The organism is Kribbella sp. NPDC056861, assembly GCF_040687575.1.
GTDB lineage: Bacteria > Actinomycetota > Actinomycetes > Propionibacteriales > Kribbellaceae > Kribbella.
The window spans coordinates 836,732-858,800 of sequence record NZ_JBFBNQ010000002.1 but is presented as its reverse complement, the minus strand read 5'-3'; the positions used below and the strand labels follow the sequence as shown (position 1 = coordinate 858,800).

Below are 22,069 nucleotides of genomic sequence, written 5' to 3'. Positions count from 1 at the left end.
ACCCCAGCAGCCGCCCGCCGGGCCGGAACCGAGACGTCGGCTTCAGCGGCTGAGATGCTCCGCGCACTCCGCCGCCAAGGCCTTGGTGAGAGCTTCGGGGGTGTCGTCCTCGGGCTCGGGGACGATGTGGTGAACGGTGCCGTTGGCGCGCAGCTCGGTCGAGGTGATCCGCTGGGCCGCGGCCAGCTCGGAGGCGTGGCCGGTGTCGCCGTACATGATCGCGCTCGCGCCCTCCGGTGGCAGCGGCGCCAGCCAGGCGTGTTCGGCGGCGATCACGATAGTTGCCGGGAGCAACGCCAGGGCGCCGCCGCCGGTGCCTTGGCCGAGCAGGACCGAGATGGTCGGCACCTTCAGAGTCGCCAGGGTGGCGATGCACTGCGCGATCTCGGCGCCGACTCCGCCTTCCTCGGCGGCTGCGGACAGCTCCGCGCCCGGGGTGTCGATCACGGTGACCAGTGGCAGGCCGAGGTCCTCTGCCAGGTGCATTCCGCGTCGTGCTTGGCGCAACGCCGTCGGGCCCATCGGCTTGTCCTGCGAGCGATCCTGACCGACCAGCACGCAAGGCCGGCCGTCCAGGCGGGTCAGCGCGACGAGCATGCTCGCGTCCGGCTCGGTCAGCCGGACGGTGCTGGTGGCGGCGTACCGGAGCAGGTCCCGTACGCCGGCCCGGTCGGCGCGCCGCGTGCGTAGTACGGAGTCCCAGCCGTTGGCCCTCCCGAGGTCCCCGGTACGCCGCTCCAGCGTCGGCGCGTCCGGCGGATCGACCAGCACCGCCAGCGCCCGGTCGAGCAGGACGGGCAGATCGGCAGCTTCGACGACGCCGTCAATCACGCCGTACGCCGCGAGGTGCTCGGCGGTCTGCACTCCGGTCGGGAAAGGCTTGTCGTACAAGGCTTCGTAGACCTTCGGGCCGAGGAAACCGATCAATGCGCCGGGCTCGGCGACCGTGATGTGCCCGAGTGAACCCCAGGAGGCGAAGACCCCGCCGGTGGTGGGATGCCGCAGATGCACCAGGTAGGGGAGGCCCGCTGCTTTGTGGGCCATCAGCGCGCGGGAGATGCGGACCATCTCGACGAACGCCGGAGCGCCTTCCTGCATCCGGGTGCCGCCGGATGCGGTCGACGCCAGGATGGGGAGTTGCTCGGCCGTTGCGCGCAGTACGGCGTCGGTGATCCGGGCGGCCGCGGCCCGGCCGATCGAGCCGCCGAGGAAGGCGAACTCGCTGGCTATCACCGCGACCGGCCGGCCGCGCATCAGGCCGCGACCGGTGAGCACGGACTCATCGGTCCCAGCCCGCTGCTCTGCTGCCTCGAGTTGATCCCGGTACGACGGATCGCGCTGGACCGGCTGGTCCCAGGACTCGAACGAGCCGGAGTCGAGCACGACCTCGATCAGCTCGCGCGCGCTCATCCCAACCACTCCCGGATCGCCGCGCCGTGCTGGTCCAGCGTCGGGGGAGCAGCATGCTCACCCGGGGTCGTCTCCGCCTCGCCCTGGAAGAACCGCAGCGGCGGCCCGGGCAACCGCAGCGCGCCGAGCGTCGCGTGCTCGACATCGATCAGCAGGCCCTGGCTGGCCGTCTGGTCCCAGGCATAGACCTCGTCCAGCCGGCGAACCTTCCCGGCCGGAATCCCCGCCTCGCTCAACCGCGTCAGCAACGCCTCGGCCTCGTACGTCGCGAAAGCCTGCTCCACCACCGCGATGACCCGCTCCCGCGCAGCCACCCGCTCGGCGTTCGTCCCGAGCCCTTCCTCGGCAATCCCGAACGCCGTGCAGAACCGTTGCCACAGGCCCTCGCTCCCGACGGCGATCTGCACCGCGCCGTCCGCGCACCGGAACAACCCGTACGGCGCGATCGACGGGTGGTGGTTGCCCTGCGCAACGCCAACCTCGCCGGCCACGGTGTAGCGGGTGCCCTGAAAAGCATGGACGCCGACGACCGCCGCCAGCAGCGAGGTACGCACGACGGAGCCGACTCCGGTCCGGTCGCGTTCGTGCAGCGCGGCGACCACGCCGTACGCGCCGTACATGCCGGCCAGCAGGTCGGCGATCGGCGTACCGACGCGTTGGGGATCGTCCGGTCCTGATCCGGTCAGCGACATCAACCCGGCCTCGCCCTGCGCGATCTGGTCGTACCCGGCGCGCCCACCCTCAGGCCCGTCGTGCCCGAAACCGGTGATCGACAGGACCACGAGCCGTGGGTTCCGCACGCGCAGCGCATCGATGCCGAGCCCGAGCCGCTCCAGTACGCCGGTGCGAAAGTTCTCCACCAGCACGTCGGCCCGATCGACCAGCCGCAGCAGCAACTCGTGATCGGCCGGAGCCTTGAGGTCGAGCGCGATCGACTCCTTGTTGCGGTTGGCCGACAGGAAGTACGTCGACTCCCCGCCCACGAACGGCGGCCCCCACCCGCGGGTGTCGTCGCCTGATCCGGGTGCTTCGACCTTGATCACCCGCGCGCCCAGGTCGCCGAGCATCATCGTCGCGTGCGGACCCGCCAGGGCGCGGGACAGGTCGACCACGAGGACTCCGTCGAGCGGTCCGCTCATCGGTGACCCCAGCCCGGCAGCACCAGCGCGGCCCAGACCAGCAGGGGCCCGACCACGACCACGATGGTGCTGTAGACGAGAATCTGCTTGTAGTACACGGGTTCCGTGATCGAGTCCGGCCGGTTCGCCAGCATCAGCGCGCCGTTGGTCGAGAACGGGCTGACGTCCACGATCGTGGACGCGACCGCCAGCGCCGCGACGAAGAAGCCGGCGCTGATCCCGCCGTTGGCGATCAGCGGGACGGCGATCGGGATGATCACCGGCAGCAGCGCGGTCGAGGAGGCGAAGGCCGAGACCACCCCGCCGACGTAACAGAGGATCAGCGCGCCGATTGCCACAGCGCCGAGACCCGCCGCCCACTTGCCGACGAACTCCGGCGAGCCGGCCTTGGTCAGGATCGCGGCGTAGGTGCTGACGCCGGCGACCAGCAGGACGGTCGGCCAGGCGATCTGCTTGACGGCGTCCTTGTGCTCCTTGGGCTTGAGGGTCGCCAGCACGACGGCCGCCGTGATGGAGACGAAGCCGATGTTCTTGTCGAAGACCAGCGCGACCACGGCGACCCCGACGAAGGCGATCAGCGTCAGCACCTGATCCCGCCGTACGCCGAGAGCCTGGGTGCCAGTCGGCGCCGAGGCGCCCATGCCCCGCGCGGGGACGGTCGCACCACCGCGGTGCAGGTCGTCGGCCAGCGTGTCCGGATCGTTCGGGTCGGCGCGCAGCGCGATCAGTTTGCGGCCGCCGAGCAGCACGAAGAGGATCGCCGCCATCACCAGGTTGACGGCGAGGCTGGCCAGGAAGACGGTCAGCTCGCTGGACGGCAGGTTGTTCTGCTCCATCACCGAGTTGGTGATCGTGCCATAGATGCTGATCGGCGAGAAGCCGCCGCCCTGGGCGCCGTGCACGACGAACATGCCCATCATCAACGGGTTGATCTTGTACCGGCCGGCGAAGCCGAGCGCGATCGGCCCGATGATCGCGCAGGCGGCCGGGCTGGCGGCGCCGATCGCGGTCAGCAGGGCGGTGACGGCGAACATCACCCAGGGGATCAGCGCGACCCGGCCACGAACGGCCTTCACCGCGCTGCTGACGATCAGATCGACCGTGCCGTTGTTCTTCGCTATCGCGAACAGATAGGTGACACCGATCAGGGTCAGGACCAGGTCACCGCTGACTCCGGCGAGGATCTCCTTCTCGCTCAGTTTCAGCGAGTACATCCCGACGAGCCACGCCGCGACGTACGCGAGCGCGCCCATGTTGATCGGAAGCAGCGTGCCCATCACGAAGAGCGCGACGAGGGCGAGGATCGCTACCCATTCTGGTCCCATGGTGAGATTCCTTACTCCGGGGCGGGGTGGATCACTGGCCTAGCCAATAGCTCAATGACCCAATTGTCAATAAGCTTCCTGGTATGGCAGACGACCGTTTTCCCCGTCCGGTACTGCGCACCAGGCTCTATGAGCAGGTCGCAGAGCAGATCACCGGCTGGATCGCGGAGAACGGTCTACGGGCCGGCGACCGGCTGCCGCCCGAGCGAGAACTCGCCGTCCGGCTAGGAGTCAGCCGGGCCACGCTGAGCCAGGCGCTGGTGGCGCTGGAGGTGATCGGGGTGGTGATGGTCCGGCACGGCGACGGGACCGTGCTGACCGATCGGGCCCGGACCGGCGCGGTGATCGACGCGATTCGGGCGCACGCGGACCGGCTGCCCGAGATCATCGAGGCACGGGACGCACTGGAGTCGAAGCTCGCCGCGCTGGCCGCAGTACGGCGTACTGATGCTGATCTGGCGGCCATCCGCGCCGCGCTGGAGGAGATGGAGCGGGACATCGCGGCCGGCGGGCGTGGCGTCGAGGGCGACGAGTTGTTCCATGGAGCTGTCACGCGGGCGGCACGATCGGAGTTGCTCGCGCAGATGATGGCCGCGCTGGAGGACCTGATCAAGGAGACCCGGCTCGAGTCGCTCTCGCAGCCCGGGAGGCCCCGCGAGTCGTTGGCCGGCCACCAGCGGATCGCCGATGCCATCGTCGCCGGCGATGGCACCGCCGCCGCCATCGCGATGCACGAACACGTCTTGCTGGTCAGCGATGTCGCGCTGCTCCGCGAGCCGGGCCATGACGGGCCGGCGCGTGGACAGCTGTGACGGGGCTTGAGCAGCTCGCGATTATCGGGGCCGGACTCGGCGCGGGGTTGCTGACCTCGACTGTCGGAGTTGCTTCGCTGGTGAGCTTTCCGGTGCTGATCGCACTCGGCATCCCGCCCGTAGTGGCGAACGCGTCGAACACTCTGGGCCTGATCCCGGCCGGGCTCGGTGGATCGCTCGGCTATCGACGGGAGTTGCGCGAGCAACCCAAGGTGACCTGGTTCGTGGTGATTACCTGTGCTGTCGGCTCGGTCGGCGGCGCGGTACTTCTGCTGGCCCTGCCATCGAGCGTCTTCGAGTCGATCGTGCCGTGGCTGATCCTTTTCACCTGCTTGCTGGTCGGCGCCCAGCCCTGGATCTCTCGCTGGCTCCGCTCCCGCAAGCCCGACGACCACGGACCCCGTACTGCGCTGTCGCCCGCGACCACGTTCTTCGCCGCCCTCACCGGCGTCTACGGCGGGTACTTCGGCGCCGGCTCCGGCGTGATGATGATGGCGGTGCTGAGCCTCGGTCTCGACCTGGAGCTGCGGGTCGTCAACGCCCTGAAAACGTTGGCGATCCTGGCTGCCAACCTGGTCGCCGGCCTGATCTTCGTCTTTGTTGCCGACCTCAACTGGACGGCGGTCGGCCTGCTCGCGGCCGGCTCGCTCGTCGGCGGCTACACCGGCTCGCACATCGGCCGGCTGCTGCCGCCGACCCTGCTGCGCATCCTGATCGTGCTGGCCGGCATCACGGCCGCCGTCACCATGCTCTAGCTGGTGGCGGCCCTGAGGAAGCCGCCCAGGAAGATCAGGCCGAGGATGATGCCGTTGACCCATTTGTGCTCGGCCACCACGGCGACGAACTCACGGATGGTGGCGCTCGGCCAGAAGTAGGCAGCGGTCGGGGCGCCGAGCACCTGGCCGTTGACTTTCGCCTTGCGGGCGGTGAAGGCGGCGCGCAGCGCGTGGTAGTTGTTGGTGACGATCACACACCGGTACTTCGGGTTCAGGCCGGCCATGATGCGGCGGCTGAAGGTGAGGTTCTCGAAGGTCGATCTCGACTCGTCCTCGAGCAGGATCTGGTCGGCCGGCACGCCGCGATCGACCAGGTAGGTCGCCATCGCGTGCGACTCCGGGATCTCCTCGTCGGGGCCTTGGCCGCCAGAGGTGATCAACTGCGGCGACCGGCCCTTCGCGCGTTCCTTCTGCCAGACGGCGTGCGCCTTGTCGAGCCGGCTGGCCAGCAGCGGCGGGACCCGGGTGCCGCGGATACCGGAACCGAGGACGACGATGAAGCCGACCTTGCGGAAGAACCGGACCCGGGCGTAGACGAACGAGTAGGCCAGGAAGCAGACGAACAGGAACGAGATGTAGGTCAGCGCCGCGATCAGCGTCTCCCGGATCGTCTCCAGCGCCGGCGACTCCAGTTGCTCCACGATCACGCTGAACCCGACGAACCCGATGATGCCGAGCCCGGCCAGCAGCGACAACAGGTTCGCGGGCCGGCGGCCTTCGCGCTTCCACATCGTCACGCCGTTGGCGGTCAGCACGATCGCGAGCACGAAGATGGTCAGCGGGACCGCCACCAGGACGGCGAAGACGAGGACGTTCGCGGCAGGCTCGTAGACCGAGTCGATCAGGAACACCGAGCCGATCCCGGCGAACAGGATGGTCAGCACCAGGAACACGCCGTTGCGCAGCACCCGTCGCTCCCGGATCCAGGTGATCAGGAAGAGCAGGAACCAGAATCCGGCGATCCCGAACGGGACGATCACCCAGGTGTTCATGCCGCCACCTCGGCCTGCTGCTCGGCGGGCGCTTCGGCCTCCAGCCGCCGCCAGGTCGCCCAGAAGATCAGCGCGGTGATCGCCGATCCGGCGGTGGCGAGCGAGGTGCCGCCGAGGTACAGCGTCCAGGTGTTGTCCCGGGTCGAGGTGTGCAGTCCCTCCTGGGCGATCGGCACGATCCAGAGCAGCGCGCCGAGCGCGAGGCTGACGGCGGCTCCGATGCAGACCAGGACGACGAAGATCACCCGCGGAACGTAGCGCCTGCCCACTCGCTCCCGTACTACGCCTCGCCGGGCCAGCCACCACGAGGCGCAACAGGCCAGCGCCAGCGCGATCGCGTCGGCCGCGAGCGTGTCCGACAACCGGTGCCACTTCGCCGCCATGGTGTACGCGCCGATGCCGGTCGCCCAGGGCAGGACGAAGAACAAGGTCAGCCCGCGCCACCGGTACGGCACGACGATCAGGGCGGCGAACAGGACGGTCATCGCGATCGTGGTGTGCCCGCTCGGCAGGCTGTTGCCCTTGTAGTGACCGACCACCTCGACCAGGTCGGGCCGGACCAGGATGAACCGCTTGAGGCTCTGCGTCACCACCTGCCCGCCGACGATCACGCCGACCGCCGCGATCATCAGGTCCAGCCGCCGGCGGACCAGCGCGACCACGGCGATCAGCAGGCAGGCGGCGGCGAGGGAGTAGACGGTGATCTGCGCGAGGGCGTCATCCGCGGTGAGGGCCTCGCTGCGGTTGTACGACTCGTCGGCGCCGCGCAGTACGGCGTTCTCCAGCTCCTGGCCGGGAGCGGTCCAGACGGCGAGGAGGTAGACGGCGACGGCAGCGAGGGCTGCGGCTCCGGCGGTCAGCGGCCAGCGCCGGAACGAGATCACTTCGAGTAGCTCCTTGGTCACCGAGAGGCCGGGCGCTGGTCATCAAACCACGCGCCCGGCCGCCGATCGGGGATTTGGGAGCGGGTGTCAGGCCAGGCCGGTGAGCGACTTGATCGTTGCCTTGTGCAAGTTCGGGATCACGTTCAGGGTCTTCTTGTCACCGCGGTACAGGTGCGAGCCGGACTCGTAGACCAGGTACGCGTTACCGCCGTAGCCGGTGATGCCCTCGGTCATGCTCGGCGCCCGGAAGCAGTACAGCTTGGCCTTGTCGAGATCAGGCTGGCCGCGGCGGACGGAGTACAGGTTGCTGCGCTTGTCCCGGCCGTACGACGTGCTGAAGATGAAGTGCGTGCCGGTGACCATCAGGCCCTGGGTCTTGGTCGGGATCTCCCAGGCCGTCTTGAGCGTGGTCAGCGAGCCGTTGCTGTTGACCCGGTACTGGTACATCTTGTCGCGGCCCTTGTCGTTGAAGTTCCCCGACCACAGGTAGCTGCCGTAGCTGGTCAGGAAGGAGGCGCCGTAGACCTTGCGCTCCGGGCCGACCGGCTTGATGTACGGCGTACCGGCCTTCTTCAGCGCGGCCTTCAGGGTGGACAGCTTGTACTTGCGGATGCCCTTGGTGCTGCCCTGCACGAACGCCCAGCCGTTGCTGACGGCGATCCCGCCGGCGTGGGTGGCGTCGATCGCGACCACGCCGACCGTCTTGTTGGTGGCCGGGTCGATGCCGATGATCTGCGCCCGCGAACCCGTGCGGTAGGAGGCGATCAGCAGCAGGTCCTTCTTGCCGTCCCAGTTCGACCAGGTGCCGATGCCCTGCGGCGTGTGGGTGCCGAGGCTCGGGATGGCAGCGCTCTTCTTGAACCGGTTGTCGTACACCTTCGAGGCGGACGGGCCGTCGTAGTCGTGCTTGCCGCCGACCGTGGTGCTGCAGCTGATCGCCCTGGCAGCAGCGGCCGCCTGCTGAGCAGCAGCCTGGTCAACCACGGTGGCCGGGGTCTGGGTGGTGGCCTGCGAACTGTCCGACCCGTTGACCGCGACGATGGCGGCTCCGCCTCCGGCCAGTACTGCGGCAAGTCCCAGGGCGGTGGTCTTGGTGAGACGGGTCTTGGGGAAACGCAAGATGTATTCCTCTCGAATGGGCGTGCCCCAGACACTAGCTACTGCTGGAGGTCAGCCAGGAAGTTCTTGAGCGCCTTGGGGTCGAGATCCGGGCTGTAGGCGGCGTAGTTCGGCTGGTTCCAGCCTGGTTCGCCGCCGAAGGCGAGGTAGGTGGCGCCGGCCTGCTGGACCAGGAACTCACCGGCGCAGATGTCCCACGCGTTGATCGAGAAGCCGACCGTCGCGTCGACCCAGCCGGCCGCGACGTGCGCGAGGCTGAGGGCGGCGCTGCCTGGCCTTCGCAGCGTTCCGTACGCCGTGACGAGTTCACCGAAGGAGGCCAGGCCCTCGGCACCGTGGTTCGCCACGTCGCGGGCACTCGGGTAGCCGGTCAGAATGGTTGCCTCGGCCTCCTCGCGGGGACCGGACGAGCGCAGCGGGTTGGCGTTGAGCCAGGCGCCGGACAGGTCGGCGGTGAACAGGTTGCCCGCCATCGGGTCCAGGATCGCGCCGGCCACGATCTTGCCGTCGAGCACCGCGCCGATCGACGTACAGAAGAAGGCCAGGCCGCGGGCGAAGTTCGCCGTACCGTCGATCGGGTCGACGTACCAGGTGACCTCGCCCTGGCCCTCGTGCTCGCCGTCCTCCTCGCCGACGATGGTGCTGTCGGGGAAGCGCTTGGTCAGCAGCTCGGAGATGGCTTCCTCGGCCCGCCGGTCATGCACGGTGACCGGGTCGTGCTTGTCCCGCTTGAACTCGACGTCCATCCCGGCCCGGAACGCGGCCCGCAGGTCGTCGGCGACCAGCCGGGCCGCCTCGGCGGCGGTGGCGGCCAGGTCTTGGGACAGCGTGATGAGCTCAGCGTCGGAGGGCATGGGCCTCAAAATATCCGACACGATATGCAAAGCTGCGGGGGACTACTGGAGGGCGTGGGGCAGATGGCGAAGAACTGGGCAGGCAATGTCACCTTTTCGGCGGAGGTCCGGACACCACGGACAGTGCCGGAACTACAGGAGCTGGTGCGGCTCTCCGATCACGTCCGGGTGCTGGGCAGTGGGCACTCGTTCAACCGGATCGCGGACACCGACGGCACGCTGGTCTCGGTCGCCGGCCTGCCCCGGATCGCGGCGATCGACCTCGGCGACGACACCGTGACGATCTCGGCCGGCCTCCGGTACGGCGAAGTGACGGGGGCGCTGCAGGACGAGGGCCGGGCGCTGCACAACCTCGGCTCGTTGCCGCACATCTCGGTGGCGGGCGCCTGCTCGACCGGGACACACGGCTCGGGTGACACCAACCGCCCGCTCGCGGCCGCCGTCAGCAGCATCACGTTCATCGCGGCCGACGGTGAGCTGGTCACGCTCAGCCGCGGCGACGCCGACTTCCTCGGCTCGGTGATCTCGCTCGGCGCGCTCGGCGTGACGGTCGAGCTGCAGCTCGATACCCAGCCGACGTTCGACATCAGCCAGGTCGTGTACGACGGCGTACCGGTGGAGCGGCTCGGCGCGGACTTCGAGGAGATCTTCGCGAGCGCCTACAGCGTCAGCGCCTTCACCGACTGGGTCGACCCGGACGTGATGATCTGGCGCAAGCTGCACGCCGGTACGCCGTACGAGCCTGACTGGATGGGTGGGCATCTCGCTGATGGTGGGCGGCATCCGATCAAGGCGATGCCGGCCGACTTCGCCACCCTGCAGGGCGGCGTCGCTGGGCCGTGGAACGAGCGGCTGCCGCACTTCCGGCTGGAGTTCACCCCGAGTAATGGCGAGGAGCTGCAGTCGGAGTACTTCGTGCCGCGCGCTGCTGCTGCGGAGGCTTTCGAGGTGCTGCGGTCGTTGGGTCAAGTGATGGCGCCGGTGATGCAGATTTCGGAGGTCCGGACGATCGCGGCTGATGAGCTGTGGCTGAGCCCGAGCCAGGGTCGCGACTCGGTGGCTCTGCACTTCACCTGGATCCAGGATGAGACTGCTGTCCGGCCTGTGGTGGCTGCGCTGGAGGAAGCGTTGATGCCGTTGGGGGCTCGGCCGCACTGGGGGAAGGTCTTCACCGCCGACGCGGCGGCGCTGCGTGAGTGCTATCCGAAGGTGCCTGACTTCATCGAACTGGCGGCGAAGTACGACCCGGATGGCAAGTTCCGCAACGACTACCTGAATACCTATCTGCCTTAGGTCTTTGCCCCACCCGTACTCACGTTGCAGCTTGAGCGGCGTGCCCACCCAAACCCGCGAGGGGTGCGGTGGGCGCGTCCGTCTCCGTTTGCTGGTGCTGCGATCTCCGCCTGTCCGGAGATCTGTTTGAAGCGGTGGTGTCGAGCCTGCTCACCCACGGTCGCCAGCCGGAGGGCTCGTGGCGCTGGGCGCCACCTCGCTTGCGCTTGGATGCTGACGCGGGTAAGCCTGCGATGCGGATCGGCGGGTCTGCTTGGAGCGGGTGCTGTGTGTGTTCGGGCAGGTCCGCCCGCCGGAGGGCTCGTGGCGCTGGGCGCCACCTCGCTTGCGCCTGGATGCTGACGCGGGTAAGCCTGCGATGCGGATCGGCGGGTCTGCTTGGAGCGGGTGCTGTGTGTGTTCGGGCAGGTCCGCCCGCCAGAGGGCTCGTGGCGCTGGGCGCCACCTCGCTTGCGCCTGGATGCTGACGCGGGCAAGCCTGCGATGCGGATCAACCGGTCTGCTTGGACCGGTGGCGCAACGTCTGCACACACAGCCATCCGCCAAGGGTCGTGGCGCTGGGCGCCACCTCGCTTGCCGAACAGGAAGTCGGAGCCCGACGGTCTCCTGATCGGCACACCCATGTCAACGGACGAATCGTGAGCAGATGGGGCATATCTGTCGACGATTCGTCTGCCGAGGATGCGCAGGTAGGCGGCAGGAGCAGGGAGATCTGCGCCTGGGCTCAGATGTTGCTGCGTTGGGCGAAGGGGTTTCGGGACTGGATGTCGCCGATGTAGTCGGTGGGGATGGCGGGCTCGCCGCGGCTGAGTTGGCTGGCGCTGCGGGGGAGTTCGTCGCGGACCTTCAGGTGGTGGGCCTGGGACTCGGCGGGGGTGGTGCGGCCGATGATCTTGCCGGCTTCGACGAGTGGTTTGAGGAGTTCGCGGTCGTCGCCGTCGTCGACCGGGCGTTCGCCGACGCCGACGAGTTCGACCTCGGCGACGCCGGCGGCGCTGCGGCGGCGGAGCGCGTACTTGCGGCCGCCGATCGAGATCTTGTCGGGGCTCTTCTTGGCGACCGGGACCATGGTGCCGGAGGCGTCCTCGCGGGCGACGAGTTTGTAGACGAAGCCGCAGGTCGGGTAACCGCTGCCGGTTACCAGGGAGGTGCCGACGCCGTAGCCGTCGACCGAGGCGGGCGCGAGGGCGGCGATCTGGTACTCGTCGAGGTCGCTGGTCACGATCACCCGGGTCTTGGTGGCGCCGAGCGCGTCGAGCTGTTCGCGGACCTGGCCGGCCAGCGACGGCAGGTCGCCGGAGTCGAGCCGGACGGCGCCGAGTTCGGTACCGGTCACCTCGATCGCGGTGCGGACCGCTTCGGTCAGGTCGTAGGTGTCCACCAGCAGCGTCGTTCCCTTGCCGAGGGCATCCACCTGGGAGACGAACGCGTCCCGCTCGGAGTCGTGCAGCAGGGTGAACGAGTGCGCCGCCGTACCGGCGCTCGGGATGCCGTACCGGCGGGCCGCCTCCAGGTTGGAGGTGGTGGCGAAGCCCGCGATGTACGCCGCCAGCGCGGACGCGACCGCGGCCTCCTCGTGGGTCCGCCGCGAGCCCATCTCGATACACGGCCGGCCGCCGGCCCACCAGGTCATCCGGGACGCCGCCGAGGCGACCGCGGAGTCGTGGTTCAGGATCGACAGGAAGACGGTTTCCAGCAGCACCGCCTCGGCGAAGCTGGACTCGACCACCAGCACCGGGGAGCCGGGGAAGAAGATCTCCCCGTCGGCGTAGCCGGCGATCTCGCCGCTGAACCGGTAGTCGGCCAGCCAGTCGCGGGTAGCCTGGTCGACGATGCCACGATCGGCCAGGAAGGCGATCGTCTGCTCGTCGAACCGGAACTGCTCCAGCGCGTCCAGCAGCCGGTTCACGCCCGCGACCACGCCGTACCGGCGGCCGTCGGGCAAGCGGCGGGCGAACAGCTCGAAAACCGAGCGGCGATGGGCCGTGCCGTCGGCCAGGCTGGCCTGCAGCATGGTCAGCTCGTAGTGGTCGGTCAGCAAGGCTGTCGTAGCGTTCACAGGGGCAGCCTATTGCGCCGCCGGATCCGAACATGGAGAGAATGGCCAAGTGACCACCGCACCGAGTGAACTCGCGAGCCCCGAAATCGACGAGGCGATCGAGTTGAGTCCACCGTGGGTGACCATCGTCTGGAACGATCCGGTCAACCTGATGGACTACGTCACCTTCGTCTTCCAGACCCATTTCGGCTACTCCAAGGCGAAGGCGGAGAAGCTGATGATGCAGGTCCACGAAGAGGGCAAGTCGGCCGTCTCGAACGGGAACCGCGAGGCGATGGAACGCGACGTCGAAGCCATGCACCAGTACGGCCTGTGGGCCACCTGTGAGAAGTCGTGACCAGATTCCGTAAGCGCAAGAAGACCGTCGTCGTCAGCTTCGCCGAGCACGAGGCGGACATCCTGGCCAACTTGCTCCGCAACCTGGTCGAGCTCCTGTACGACGGGATGCCGCCACGCGCCGCCGAGTCGAGCGACCCGCTGGCCGCGCTGCTCGACAACGACGGGCCGACCGCGCCGCCGGAGGACGTAGTACTGCAGCGGCTGCTGCCGGACGCGTACAAGTCCGACGACCACGCGTCCTCGGAGTTCCGCCGGTTCACCGAGCGCGGGCTGCGCGACAGCAAGGCGTCCGACGCCAAGCGCGTGCTCGCCGCCCTGGAGGAGCACCCCGAGGACGGCATCCCGCTGGAAGGCGACGACCAGCTCGCCTGGCTCCGCGCGCTGAACGACCTCCGGCTGGCCATCGGCACCCGGCTCGACATCAAGGAAGAAGACGACTACGCCGTCTGGGAGAAGCTTCCCGATGACGACCCGCGCCGCCTCACGTACGACCTGTACGACTGGCTCGGCTATCTGCAGTCGGCACTTCTCCACAACATCAAGTAATCGCCCGCGCGGGCAGGCAGCCCGCGCATACCATCGGCGAATGAGCTACCCGAAGGCCGGGCGGACCCGGTTGACCGCGAGTCCGGACTTCCCGCGGATCGAGCGCGACGTGCTCGAGTACTGGGAGTCGGACGGCACGTTCGTCGCGTCGGTGGAGCAGCGGGCGGCGGGGGACGACGGGGAGAACGAGTTTGTTTTCTATGACGGGCCGCCGTTCGCGAACGGTCTGCCGCATTACGGGCACCTGCTCACCGGGTACGTGAAGGACGTCGTGCCGCGGTACCAGACGATGCGGGGGCGCCGGGTCGAGCGGCGGTTCGGGTGGGACACGCATGGGTTGCCGGCCGAGTTGGAGGCTCAGCGGGTGCTGGGGTTGAAGACCAAGGCCGAGATTCTCGCGTTGGGGATCGAGAAGTTCAATGCGGTGTGCCGGGAGGCGGTGCTGAAGTACACCGATGACTGGCAGGCCTATGTCACCCGGCAGGCGCGGTGGGTCGACTTCGGGAACGACTACAAGACGCTGAACCGCGACTACATGGAGTCGGTGATCTGGGCGTTCAAGACGCTCTACGACAAGGGTCTGGTGTACGAAGGGCTGCGGGTCCTGCCGTACTGCTGGAACGACGAGACGCCGTTGTCGAATCACGAGCTGCGGATGGACGACGACGTCTATCAGCCGCGGCAGGATCCGTCGGTCACCATCGCAGTCGTGCTGGAGACAGGTGAGCGGCTGCTGGCCTGGACGACGACGCCTTGGACACTGCCGAGCAATCTGGCGATGGCTGTTGCCCCGGACATCGATTACGTGGTGGTGAACGACGCCGAGGGGCGGCCGACGATTCTGGCCGAGGCGCGGCTGGCGGCGTACGGGTACGGCGAGGTGGTCCGGCGGCTCAAGGGTTCTGAGCTGATCGGGCTGCGGTACACGCCGATGTTCGACTTCTTCTCCGACGTCGAGCGCTGGGGGACCGCCAACGCGTTCCAGGTGATCGCGGCGGACCATGTGACGACGGAGAACGGCACCGGTGTGGTGCATATGGCACCCGCGTACGGCGAGGAGGACCAGCTGGCCTGTGACGCGGCGGGCATCCCGACGCTGCTGACGGTGGACGACGGGGCCCGGTTCACCAGCGTCGTTCCGCCGTACGCCGGGCAGCACGTCTTCGACGCGAACCGGCCGATCATCCGCGATCTGCAGGCAGCGGGGGCGCTGGTTCGCGAGGACAGTTATGTGCACAGCTACCCGCACTGCTGGCGGTGCCGCAATCCGCTGATCTACAAGGCGGTGTCGAGCTGGTTCGTCGAGGTGACCCGGATCCGGGACCGGATGGTCGAGCTGAACGAGCCGATCACCTGGGTGCCGGAGCACGTCAAGCACGGGCAGTTCGGCAAGTGGCTGGCGAACGCGCGGGACTGGTCGATCAGCCGCAACCGGTTCTGGGGGTCGCCGATCCCGGTCTGGCGATCGGACGATCCGGCGTACCCGCGGATCGACGTGTACGGGTCTGTCGAGGAGCTGGAGCGGGACTTCGGCGTCGCGGTACCGGATCTGCATCGGCCGTTCATCGACGAGCTGACCCGGCCGAATCCGGACGACCCGACCGGGCGGTCGACGATGCGGCGGGTGCCGGACGTGCTGGATGTGTGGTTCGACTCGGGGTCGATGAGTTTCGCGCAGGTGCACTATCCGTTCGAGAACACGGACTGGTTCGAGCACCACTTCCCGGGTGACTTCATCGTCGAGTACATCGGGCAGACGCGAGGTTGGTTCTACACGATGCACATCCTGGCGACGGCGCTGTTCGACCGGCCGGCGTTCTCGTCGGTGCTGTCGCACGGGATCGTGCTGGGCAGCGACGGGCAGAAGATGAGCAAGTCGCTGCGCAACTACCCCGATGTGCGGGAGGTGTTCGACCGCGACGGCGCGGACGCGATGCGCTGGTTCCTGATGTCGTCGCCGATCCTGCGCGGCGGCAACCTGGTGGTCACCGAGGCCGGGATCCGCGACGGGGTGCGGCAGGTGATGATCCCGCTGTGGAACGCCTGGTACTTCTTCGTGCTCTACGCGAACGCCGCTTCCGCCAAGGCTGTCTGGTCGGCGTCGTCCGAGGTCGAGCTCGATCGGTACTTGCTGGCGCGGTTGCGGGTGTTCGTCGCAGAGGTCGAGGAACGGCTCGATCGGTACGACGTAGCGTCGGCTTGCGAGTCGGTCGTCAGCTACCTCGACGTGCTGACGAACTGGTACATCCGGCGCTCGCGCGAACGCTTCTGGGACGAGGCAGGCGCTTCCTTCCAGTCTGCTCTGAACACGCTCTACACGGCGCTCGAGGTGGTCACCCGGACGGTGGCGCCGCTGCTGCCGCTGACCGCCGAGGAGATCTGGCGCGGCCTGACCGGTGAGCGCTCGGTCCACCTGACCGACTGGACGGTTGTCGCTGACCTTCCCGATGATCCTGACCTGGTCGCGCGGATGGAGCGGGTCCGCGAGATCTGCTCGGTCGCCTCGGGGATCCGCAAGGCCGAAGGCATCCGCGGCCGTCAACCGCTCCAGACGCTGACCGTCGCGACGCCTGACGCTGCTTCGCTGTCGCAGTTGGTGCCGATCCTGCGCGCCGAGGTGAACGTGCGCGACGTCGTACTCGCTGGGGTCGATGAGGTGGACGCGCCGGTCTCCCAGAAGCTGACCGTCAACGCCCGAGCAGCCGGCCCGCGGTTGGGTCGCGAGGTCCAGACGGCGATCAAGGCGTCGAAGTCGGGCGACTGGTCGGTCTCGGCGGCTGGCGAGGTGGTTGCCGGAGGCATCCGTTTGGTGGAGGGCGAGTATGCGCTGGAGACCACGCTGGCCGAGGGTCACACCGCCAGTGGTCTGCTGTCCGGCGGCGGTTTCGTCGTACTGGATCTTGAGCTGACGCCTGAGCTGGAACGCGAAGGCGTTGCCCGAGATGTCATCCGTGCGGTCCAGCAGGCTCGGCGGGACGCCCAGCTGGAGATCACCGACCGCATCAGACTGCGGATCACGGCAGATGCTCCCACCCGAGCGGCGATCGAGGATCACCGCGAGACACTGCTCTCGGAGACGCTCGCCGACGCCATCGAGATCGCCGAAGGCGACGACCTCTCAGTTGTGGTGGAGACGTCCGCATAGGGTGGGTTGTATGGAAAAGCGGACGTTGGGACGTACTGGACGGGATGTCGGCGTGGTCGGGCTGGGGGCCTGGCAGCTCGGGGCCGACTGGGGCGAGGTGGACGAGAGCGACGCGCTGGCGGTGCTCAACTCGGCGATCGACGGTGGCGTCACCTTCATCGACACCGCTGACGTGTACGGCGACGGGCGGAGCGAGCGGCTGGTCGGGCAGGTGCTGAAGGAGCACCCGGAGCTGACCGTGGCGAGCAAGATGGGGCGCCGGGTCGCGCAGACGCCGGAGAACTACACCCTGGACAACTTCCGCGCCTGGAACGACCGGTCCCGCGAGAACCTCGGCGTCGACACGATCGACCTGGTGCAGCTGCACTGCCCGCCGACCGCGGTCTACTCGACCGACGCGGTGTTCGACGCGCTCGACACCCTGGTCGAGGAGGGCCGGATCGCGGCGTACGGCGTGAGCGTCGAGACCTGCGAAGAAGCGCTCACCGCGATCGCCCGCCCGAACGTCGCCACCGTCCAGATCATCCTGAACGCGTTCCGGCTCAAGCCGCTTGACGAGGTGCTGCCTGCGGCTGAGCGGGCCGGCGTCGGCATCATCGCCCGGGTCCCGCTCGCCAGCGGCCTGCTGTCCGGCAAGTACGACGAGAACACCACCTTCGGCGCGGACGACCACCGCAACTACAACCGCAAGGGCGAGGCGTTCGACGTCGGCGAGACCTTCTCCGGAGTCGACTTCGCGACCGGTCTGGAGGCGGTCAAGCGCCTCGTCCCGCTGGTCCCCGAAAACTCGACGATGGCGCAGTTCGCGCTCCGCTGGATCCTCGACCAGCCCGGCGTGAGCGTCGTCATCCCCGGCGCCCGCAATCCGGAGCAGGTGGCCGGCAACCTCGGCGCCGCCGCGCTGGCCCCGCTCAGCACCGGCGAGCTGCAGGTCGTCCAGACCGTGTACGACGAGCTGATCCGCCCCCAGGTCCACGACCGCTGGTAGTCCACATGCTGGACCGACCCCCTTGGTTGGCAGGGGGTCGCCGGTGCCCTCCGTATCGTGGAGCCGTGCTCACCATCGACCAGGCCACGTACGACGCGATCGTGGCGCACGCGCGCCGCGACCACCCGGACGAGGCCTGCGGCGTGGTCGCCGGCCCGGCCGGGTCGGATCGGCCGGAGCGGTTCATCCCGATGCTGAACGCGGCGATGTCGCCGACGTTCTACGAGTTCGACTCGGGCGACCTGTTCCGTCTCTACCGGGAGATGGACGAGCGCGACGAGGAGCCGGTGGTGATCTACCACTCGCACACGGCGACCGAGGCCCACCCGTCCCGGACGGACATCAACCTGGCCTCCGAGCCCGGCGCGCACTACGTGCTCGTCTCCACCCGCGACGGCGCCGACTCGCCGTCGTACGACGGCCCGGTGGAGTTCCGGTCGTACCGGATCATCGACGGCACGGTCACCGAAGAAGAGGTCAAGGTCGTGGCGGACCACAGCAACCAAGGAGACAACTGACATGGCGATCGAGCTTCGCGTCCCGACCATCCTGCGCACCTACACCGGCGGGGAAAAGGCCGTGAACGGCGACGGCAGCACGCTGGCCGAGTTCATCGACAACGTGAACGGCACCCACCCGGGCCTGAAGGAGCGGATCGTGGAGGGGGAGCCGGAGGAGCTGCGCCGGTTCGTCAACGTGTACGTGAACGACGAGGACGTCCGGTTCACCGGCGGCCTGCAGACCGGCGTGAAGGACGGCGACGTCGTCGTCGTACTGCCCGCGGTCGCCGGCGGCTGATCGTGCGTTTCGACTCCCTGCTCGACTCGGTCGGCGGTACGCCGCTGGTCGGCCTGCCGAAGCTCTCGCCGTCGGGTGACGTGCGGCTGTGGGCCAAGTTGGAGGACCACAACCCGACCGGGTCGATCAAGGACCGGGCCGCACTGCGGATGCTGCTGGACGCGGAGAAGGACGGCCGGTTGCGGCCGGGCAACACGATCCTCGAGCCGACGTCGGGCAACACCGGCATCTCGCTGGCGATGGCGGCCAAGCTGCGCGGCTACCGGATGGTCTGCGTGATGCCGGAGAACACCTCCGAAGAGCGCCGGCAGGTCCTGCGGATGTGGGGCGCGGAGATCATCTCCTCGCCGGCCGCGGGTGGGTCGAACGAGGCGGTCCGGGTGGCCAAGCAGGTGGCGGAGGAGCACCCGGACTGGGTGATGCTCTACCAGTACGGCAACCCGTCGAACGCCGCCGCGCACTACGACGGCACCGCGCGCGAGATCCTCACCGACCTGCCGTCGGTGACGCACTTCGTCGCGGGCCTCGGCACCACCGGCACGCTGATGGGGGCCGGCCGCTTCTTCCGCGAGCACCGCCCCGAAGTACGGATCGTGGCGGCGGAGCCCCGGTACGGCGAACTGGTCTACGGCCTGCGCAACATGGACGAGGGCTTCGTGCCCGAGCTGTACGACCCGACGCTGATCGACGCCCGTTTCTCGGTCGGCCCGCGGGACGCGGTTCGCCGGGTCCGCGAACTGCTCGACAACGAAGGCATCTTCGCCGGTATCTCGACCGGCGCCATCCTGCACGCGGCCCTCGGCCAGGCGGCCAAATGCGTTCGCGACGGCGAGACCGCCGACATCGCCTTCGTAGTCGCCGACGGAGGCTGGAAGTACCTGTCCACCGGCGCCTACGAAGGCACCATCGACGAAGCGGAAGACCGCCTCGAAGGCCAGCTCTGGGCCTAGTGGCCCGCCCGGCCTAGATCTCCTGGGCGAACTTGAAGTACCAGGAACCGTTCTTCAGGAAGCACTGCTGAGCGATCCCGGAGCTTTCCAGATCAATCCGGAAGTCGTTACAGGCTGCCTGGGAGCTGAACGGCCCGATGGTGTGGAACGGACCGTGACCGGCACTCGCCGGTGCGATCTGCAGCGCGACGGCGAGAGCGCCGGTGGTGAGCGCCACGGCGGCGGTACGGCGGATGAAGTGGGACGGCACTCGCATCATGAACTCCGATCACTGGGCGGAAAGTCAGCCGACCGTAAGCGGCATCGGAGCCCACAGCAAGACCTCGCCGGACCGGCGCGAAAGTTCAAGGGTTTGCTTGCCTGCAAGGGAAATCGGCTAGCCGACCGCCCGGCGCAGGTGCTCGGCGGTCAGCGACTTCCGGTCCTTCAGCAGCTCGGCCGGAGTGCCCTCGAACAGGATCCGGCCGCCCTCGTGCCCGGCGCCGGGACCGAGGTCGATCAGCCAGTCGGCGGCGGCGATCACGTCCAGGTTGTGCTCGATCGCGATCACCGTGCTGCCGGCGTCGACCAGCCGGTGCACAATGCCGAGCAGCTGGTCGACATCGGCCATGTGCAGTCCGGTCGTCGGCTCGTCCATCACGTAGACCTTCGCCGGCGTCTGCAACTCGGTGGCCAGCTTCACGCGTTGGCACTCGCCGCCGGACAGCGTGGTCAGCGGCTGGCCGAGCTTCAGGTAGCCGAGACCCACGTCGTTCAGGGAACTGATGGTCGCCTCCACCGAGGAACTGTCGAACACGCCCGCCGCCTCGCTGACCGTCAGCTCCAGCACGTCGGCGATCGAGCGCCCGTCCAGCTCGTAGCCGAGCACCTCAGCGGTGTAGCGGCGGCCGTCGCACACCTCGCACAGCGACTTGAGATCGTCCATGAAGGCCAGCTCGGTGTAGACGAACCCGAGACCCTTGCAGTTCGGGCAGGCGCCCTCGGAGTTCGAGCTGAACAACGCCGGGCTGACGTCGTTCGCCCGGGCGAACAGGTCACGGATCTCGTCCATCATCCCCGTGTACGTCGCTGGGCTGGAGCGCCGGTTGCCGGAGAGCTGACTCTGGTCGATCGCCACCGCCTCCGGGTACTGCGCCCGCAGTTCGTCGTTGATCAGGCTGCTCTTGCCCGAGCCGGCCACTCCCGTCACCACCGTCAGCACACCGACCGGAAGCTCCACCGTCACGTCGCGCAGGTTGTGCGCCGACGCGTTCGCGATGGTCAGCATCCCGCTCGGCTCCCGTGGCGAACGGTTGAGTGGCGCCGCCCGCTCCATGAACCGGCCGGTCTCGGTGTCCGCCGAACGCAGACCGGCCACATCGCCCTCGTACACGATCCGGCCACCCGCCGGACCGGCTCCCGGCCCGACATCGACCACGTGATCCGCGAGCTCGATCACGTCCCGGTCGTGCTCGACCACCAGCACCGTGTTGCCCTTCTGCTGCAGCTTGCGCAGCAGCCGACCGAAGCGTTCGACATCGCCCGGATGCAGCCCGGCGGTCGGCTCGTCGAAGATGTAGAGCATGTCGCCGAGGCTGCTGCCGAGGTGCCGAACCATCTTGATCCGCTGGGACTCGCCACCCGACAACGTGCTGGTCTGCCGATCGAGGCTCAGGTACCCGAGGCCGATGGTGACCAGGTTGCCGAGCCGGTCGCGCAGGTTCTCGACCACCGTGGCCGCCTCGGGCTCCTTCACCCCAGCCAGTACTTCGAGCAGCTCATCGGCCTGCAGTGCGGCGAACTCGGCGATGTTGCGCCCGTCGATCCTGCAGCTGAGCGCCTCGGCGTTGAGCCGGCCGCCCTTGCACTCCGGGCACACCCCCGAGGACACCAGCTTCTCGAACACGGCCCGGTTGGCCGCCGACATCTTGCCGACGTCCTTGCGCAGGAAGAGCCGATGGAACCGGTCGATCACGCCCTCGTAGTCACTCGGTGTGCCGTCCACCGGCTTCGGCGCGCGAGCTCCCCGGCGCAACGTGTTCCACTCGCGGGCGGAGTACCGGCTGAGCTTTTTGCCTGTGTCGAACAGGCCGGACTCGGCGTAGTACTTCCAGTACCAGCGGCCGACCCCGAAGCTCGGATGCCGGAACGGGCCGTCGTCGAGCGAGCGCGACCGGTCGACGAACGCCTTCTCGTCGAGGGTCGCGCTGATCCCGGTGCCCTGGCAGGCAAGGCACATGCCCTCGGGGTCGTTGAACGAGAACCGGTTCGAGTACCCGATGAACGGCTTCCCCGCGCGCGAGAAGGGCAGCCGCAGCAGCGGGTGGATGTCGGTCACCGTGCCGACGGTGGAGCGGGTGTTGCCGCCGATCCGGCGCTGGGCCACGACGATCGCGGGGGAGAGGTTCTCGATCGCGTCGGCATCCGGTTGCCCGTACTTCGGCAGCCGGTTGCGGATGAAGGTGGTGAAGGTTTCGTTGAGCTGGCGCTGGGCCTCGGCCGCGATGGTGTCGAACACCAGCGACGACTTGCCGGAGCCGGACACGCCGGTGACCACGATCAGTCGATGCTTCGGCAGCTCGACCGACACGTCCTGCAGGTTGTTCTCCCGGGCACCCTGGATGCGGATCACGCTCATCACCGCAACGTACCCAGGGGCAC

At 68.4% G+C, this 22,069-nt stretch carries 20 protein-coding genes; 10 read left to right on the top strand and 10 right to left on the bottom strand.

Annotated features, from left to right (window positions below; genetic code table 11):
• Positions 1-42: 42 nt before the first annotated feature.
• Genes AB0P21_RS11080 through AB0P21_RS11070 form a run of 3 tightly spaced genes read right to left on the bottom strand, consistent with a single transcriptional unit; the run spans position 43 to position 3,874 of the window.
• Positions 43-1,410: a carboxyl transferase domain-containing protein gene (locus AB0P21_RS11080; protein WP_363695645.1), complete on the bottom strand. Its 1,368-nt coding sequence runs from the start codon at positions 1,408-1,410 to the stop codon at positions 43-45.
• On the bottom strand, positions 1,407-2,549 hold the full coding sequence (locus AB0P21_RS11075; RefSeq protein ID WP_363695644.1) for a CoA transferase: 1,143 nt from the start codon (positions 2,547-2,549) through the stop codon (positions 1,407-1,409). Before AB0P21_RS11075 ends, AB0P21_RS11080 begins: the two co-directional genes overlap by 4 nt.
• Positions 2,546-3,874 (bottom strand): SLC13 family permease, encoded by a 1,329-nt coding sequence (locus tag AB0P21_RS11070; protein ID WP_363695643.1) that lies wholly within the window; start codon positions 3,872-3,874, stop codon positions 2,546-2,548. The genes AB0P21_RS11075 and AB0P21_RS11070 overlap by 4 nt, the downstream gene beginning before the upstream one ends.
• A gap of 83 nt (positions 3,875-3,957) precedes the next feature.
• Between AB0P21_RS11070 and AB0P21_RS11065 the strand changes: the two genes are divergently transcribed.
• Positions 3,958-4,686, top strand: coding sequence for a FadR/GntR family transcriptional regulator (locus AB0P21_RS11065; protein ID WP_363695641.1), 729 nt, complete (start codon positions 3,958-3,960; stop codon positions 4,684-4,686).
• Positions 4,683-5,441, top strand: coding sequence for a sulfite exporter TauE/SafE family protein (locus AB0P21_RS11060; RefSeq protein ID WP_363695639.1), 759 nt, complete (start codon positions 4,683-4,685; stop codon positions 5,439-5,441). Before AB0P21_RS11065 ends, AB0P21_RS11060 begins: the two co-directional genes overlap by 4 nt.
• Here AB0P21_RS11060 and AB0P21_RS11055 read toward each other — a convergent pair.
• From AB0P21_RS11055 to AB0P21_RS11040, 4 genes are all read right to left on the bottom strand, one after another.
• Entirely contained in the window at positions 5,438-6,454 is a 1,017-nt protein-coding gene (locus AB0P21_RS11055) for a YdcF family protein (protein WP_363695637.1), read from the bottom strand. The genes AB0P21_RS11060 and AB0P21_RS11055 overlap by 4 nt on opposite strands.
• Positions 6,451-7,338: a phosphatase PAP2 family protein gene (locus tag AB0P21_RS11050; RefSeq protein WP_363695636.1), complete on the bottom strand. Its 888-nt coding sequence runs from the start codon at positions 7,336-7,338 to the stop codon at positions 6,451-6,453. The genes AB0P21_RS11055 and AB0P21_RS11050 overlap by 4 nt, the downstream gene beginning before the upstream one ends.
• Before the next feature lie 87 nt (positions 7,339-7,425).
• The gene (locus tag AB0P21_RS11045; protein ID WP_363695635.1) at positions 7,426-8,457 is read right to left on the bottom strand and encodes a hypothetical protein; all 1,032 of its coding nucleotides are present in this window, start codon (positions 8,455-8,457) and stop codon (positions 7,426-7,428) included.
• Between the two features lie 38 nt (positions 8,458-8,495).
• Positions 8,496-9,311, bottom strand: coding sequence for an inositol monophosphatase family protein (locus AB0P21_RS11040; protein WP_363695634.1), 816 nt, complete (start codon positions 9,309-9,311; stop codon positions 8,496-8,498).
• Between the two features lie 24 nt (positions 9,312-9,335).
• Between AB0P21_RS11040 and AB0P21_RS11035 the strand changes: the two genes are divergently transcribed.
• A complete protein-coding gene (locus AB0P21_RS11035; protein WP_363695632.1) occupies positions 9,336-10,604 on the top strand; it encodes a D-arabinono-1,4-lactone oxidase in 1,269 nt (422 codons plus the stop codon).
• A gap of 724 nt (positions 10,605-11,328) precedes the next feature.
• On the opposite strand, the gene AB0P21_RS11030 is transcribed toward AB0P21_RS11035, so the two are convergent.
• Positions 11,329-12,663, bottom strand: coding sequence for a nicotinate phosphoribosyltransferase (locus AB0P21_RS11030; RefSeq protein ID WP_363695630.1), 1,335 nt, complete (start codon positions 12,661-12,663; stop codon positions 11,329-11,331).
• 49 nt (positions 12,664-12,712) lie between these two features.
• On the opposite strand from AB0P21_RS11030, the gene clpS reads away from it, so the two are divergent.
• From clpS to AB0P21_RS10995, 7 genes are all read left to right on the top strand, one after another.
• On the top strand, positions 12,713-13,000 hold the full coding sequence (gene clpS, locus AB0P21_RS11025; protein ID WP_328320582.1) for an ATP-dependent Clp protease adapter ClpS: 288 nt from the start codon (positions 12,713-12,715) through the stop codon (positions 12,998-13,000).
• Positions 12,997-13,548 carry a DUF2017 domain-containing protein gene (locus tag AB0P21_RS11020; RefSeq protein WP_363695628.1) on the top strand — a complete coding sequence of 184 codons (552 nt, stop codon included), beginning with the start codon at positions 12,997-12,999 and terminating at the stop codon, positions 13,546-13,548. The genes clpS and AB0P21_RS11020 overlap by 4 nt, the downstream gene beginning before the upstream one ends.
• Before the next feature lie 40 nt (positions 13,549-13,588).
• A complete protein-coding gene (gene ileS, locus AB0P21_RS11015) occupies positions 13,589-16,693 on the top strand; it encodes an isoleucine--tRNA ligase (protein ID WP_363695627.1) in 3,105 nt (1,034 codons plus the stop codon).
• A gap of 10 nt (positions 16,694-16,703) precedes the next feature.
• Positions 16,704-17,681: an aldo/keto reductase gene (locus AB0P21_RS11010; RefSeq protein ID WP_363695625.1), complete on the top strand. Its 978-nt coding sequence runs from the start codon at positions 16,704-16,706 to the stop codon at positions 17,679-17,681.
• A 65-nt stretch (positions 17,682-17,746) separates the two neighbouring features.
• On the top strand, positions 17,747-18,199 hold the full coding sequence (locus AB0P21_RS11005) for a M67 family metallopeptidase (RefSeq protein WP_363695623.1): 453 nt from the start codon (positions 17,747-17,749) through the stop codon (positions 18,197-18,199).
• A 1-nt stretch (position 18,200) separates the two neighbouring features.
• Positions 18,201-18,479, top strand: coding sequence for a MoaD/ThiS family protein (locus tag AB0P21_RS11000; protein ID WP_270132520.1), 279 nt, complete (start codon positions 18,201-18,203; stop codon positions 18,477-18,479).
• Positions 18,479-19,429 (top strand): cysteine synthase family protein, encoded by a 951-nt coding sequence (locus tag AB0P21_RS10995; RefSeq protein ID WP_363696475.1) that lies wholly within the window; start codon positions 18,479-18,481, stop codon positions 19,427-19,429. Before AB0P21_RS11000 ends, AB0P21_RS10995 begins: the two co-directional genes overlap by 1 nt.
• 13 nt (positions 19,430-19,442) lie before the next feature.
• Here AB0P21_RS10995 and AB0P21_RS10990 read toward each other — a convergent pair whose 3' ends face one another.
• Entirely contained in the window at positions 19,443-19,688 is a 246-nt protein-coding gene (locus tag AB0P21_RS10990; RefSeq protein ID WP_363695621.1) for a hypothetical protein, read from the bottom strand.
• A gap of 117 nt (positions 19,689-19,805) precedes the next feature.
• Positions 19,806-22,046, bottom strand: coding sequence for an excinuclease ABC subunit UvrA (locus tag AB0P21_RS10985; RefSeq protein ID WP_363695619.1), 2,241 nt, complete (start codon positions 22,044-22,046; stop codon positions 19,806-19,808).
• Between the last annotated feature and the right edge of the window lie 23 nt (positions 22,047-22,069).

Coding starts and splice junctions, on each gene's coding strand:
- AB0P21_RS11080 (WP_363695645.1), bottom strand. CDS start 1,410: ATGAGCGCGCGCGAGCTGATCGAGGTCGTGCTCGACTCCGGCTCGTTC.
- AB0P21_RS11075 (WP_363695644.1), bottom strand. CDS start 2,549: ATGAGCGGACCGCTCGACGGAGTCCTCGTGGTCGACCTGTCCCGCGCC.
- AB0P21_RS11070 (WP_363695643.1), bottom strand. CDS start 3,874: ATGGGACCAGAATGGGTAGCGATCCTCGCCCTCGTCGCGCTCTTCGTG.
- AB0P21_RS11065 (WP_363695641.1), top strand. CDS start 3,958: ATGGCAGACGACCGTTTTCCCCGTCCGGTACTGCGCACCAGGCTCTAT.
- AB0P21_RS11055 (WP_363695637.1), bottom strand. CDS start 6,454: ATGAACACCTGGGTGATCGTCCCGTTCGGGATCGCCGGATTCTGGTTC.
- AB0P21_RS11040 (WP_363695634.1), bottom strand. CDS start 9,311: ATGCCCTCCGACGCTGAGCTCATCACGCTGTCCCAAGACCTGGCCGCC.
- AB0P21_RS11035 (WP_363695632.1), top strand. CDS start 9,336: ATGCAAAGCTGCGGGGGACTACTGGAGGGCGTGGGGCAGATGGCGAAG.
- ileS (WP_363695627.1), top strand. CDS start 13,589: ATGAGCTACCCGAAGGCCGGGCGGACCCGGTTGACCGCGAGTCCGGAC.
- AB0P21_RS11010 (WP_363695625.1), top strand. CDS start 16,704: ATGGAAAAGCGGACGTTGGGACGTACTGGACGGGATGTCGGCGTGGTC.
- AB0P21_RS11000 (WP_270132520.1), top strand. CDS start 18,201: ATGGCGATCGAGCTTCGCGTCCCGACCATCCTGCGCACCTACACCGGC.
- AB0P21_RS10990 (WP_363695621.1), bottom strand. CDS start 19,688: ATGATGCGAGTGCCGTCCCACTTCATCCGCCGTACCGCCGCCGTGGCG.
- AB0P21_RS10985 (WP_363695619.1), bottom strand. CDS start 22,046: ATGAGCGTGATCCGCATCCAGGGTGCCCGGGAGAACAACCTGCAGGAC.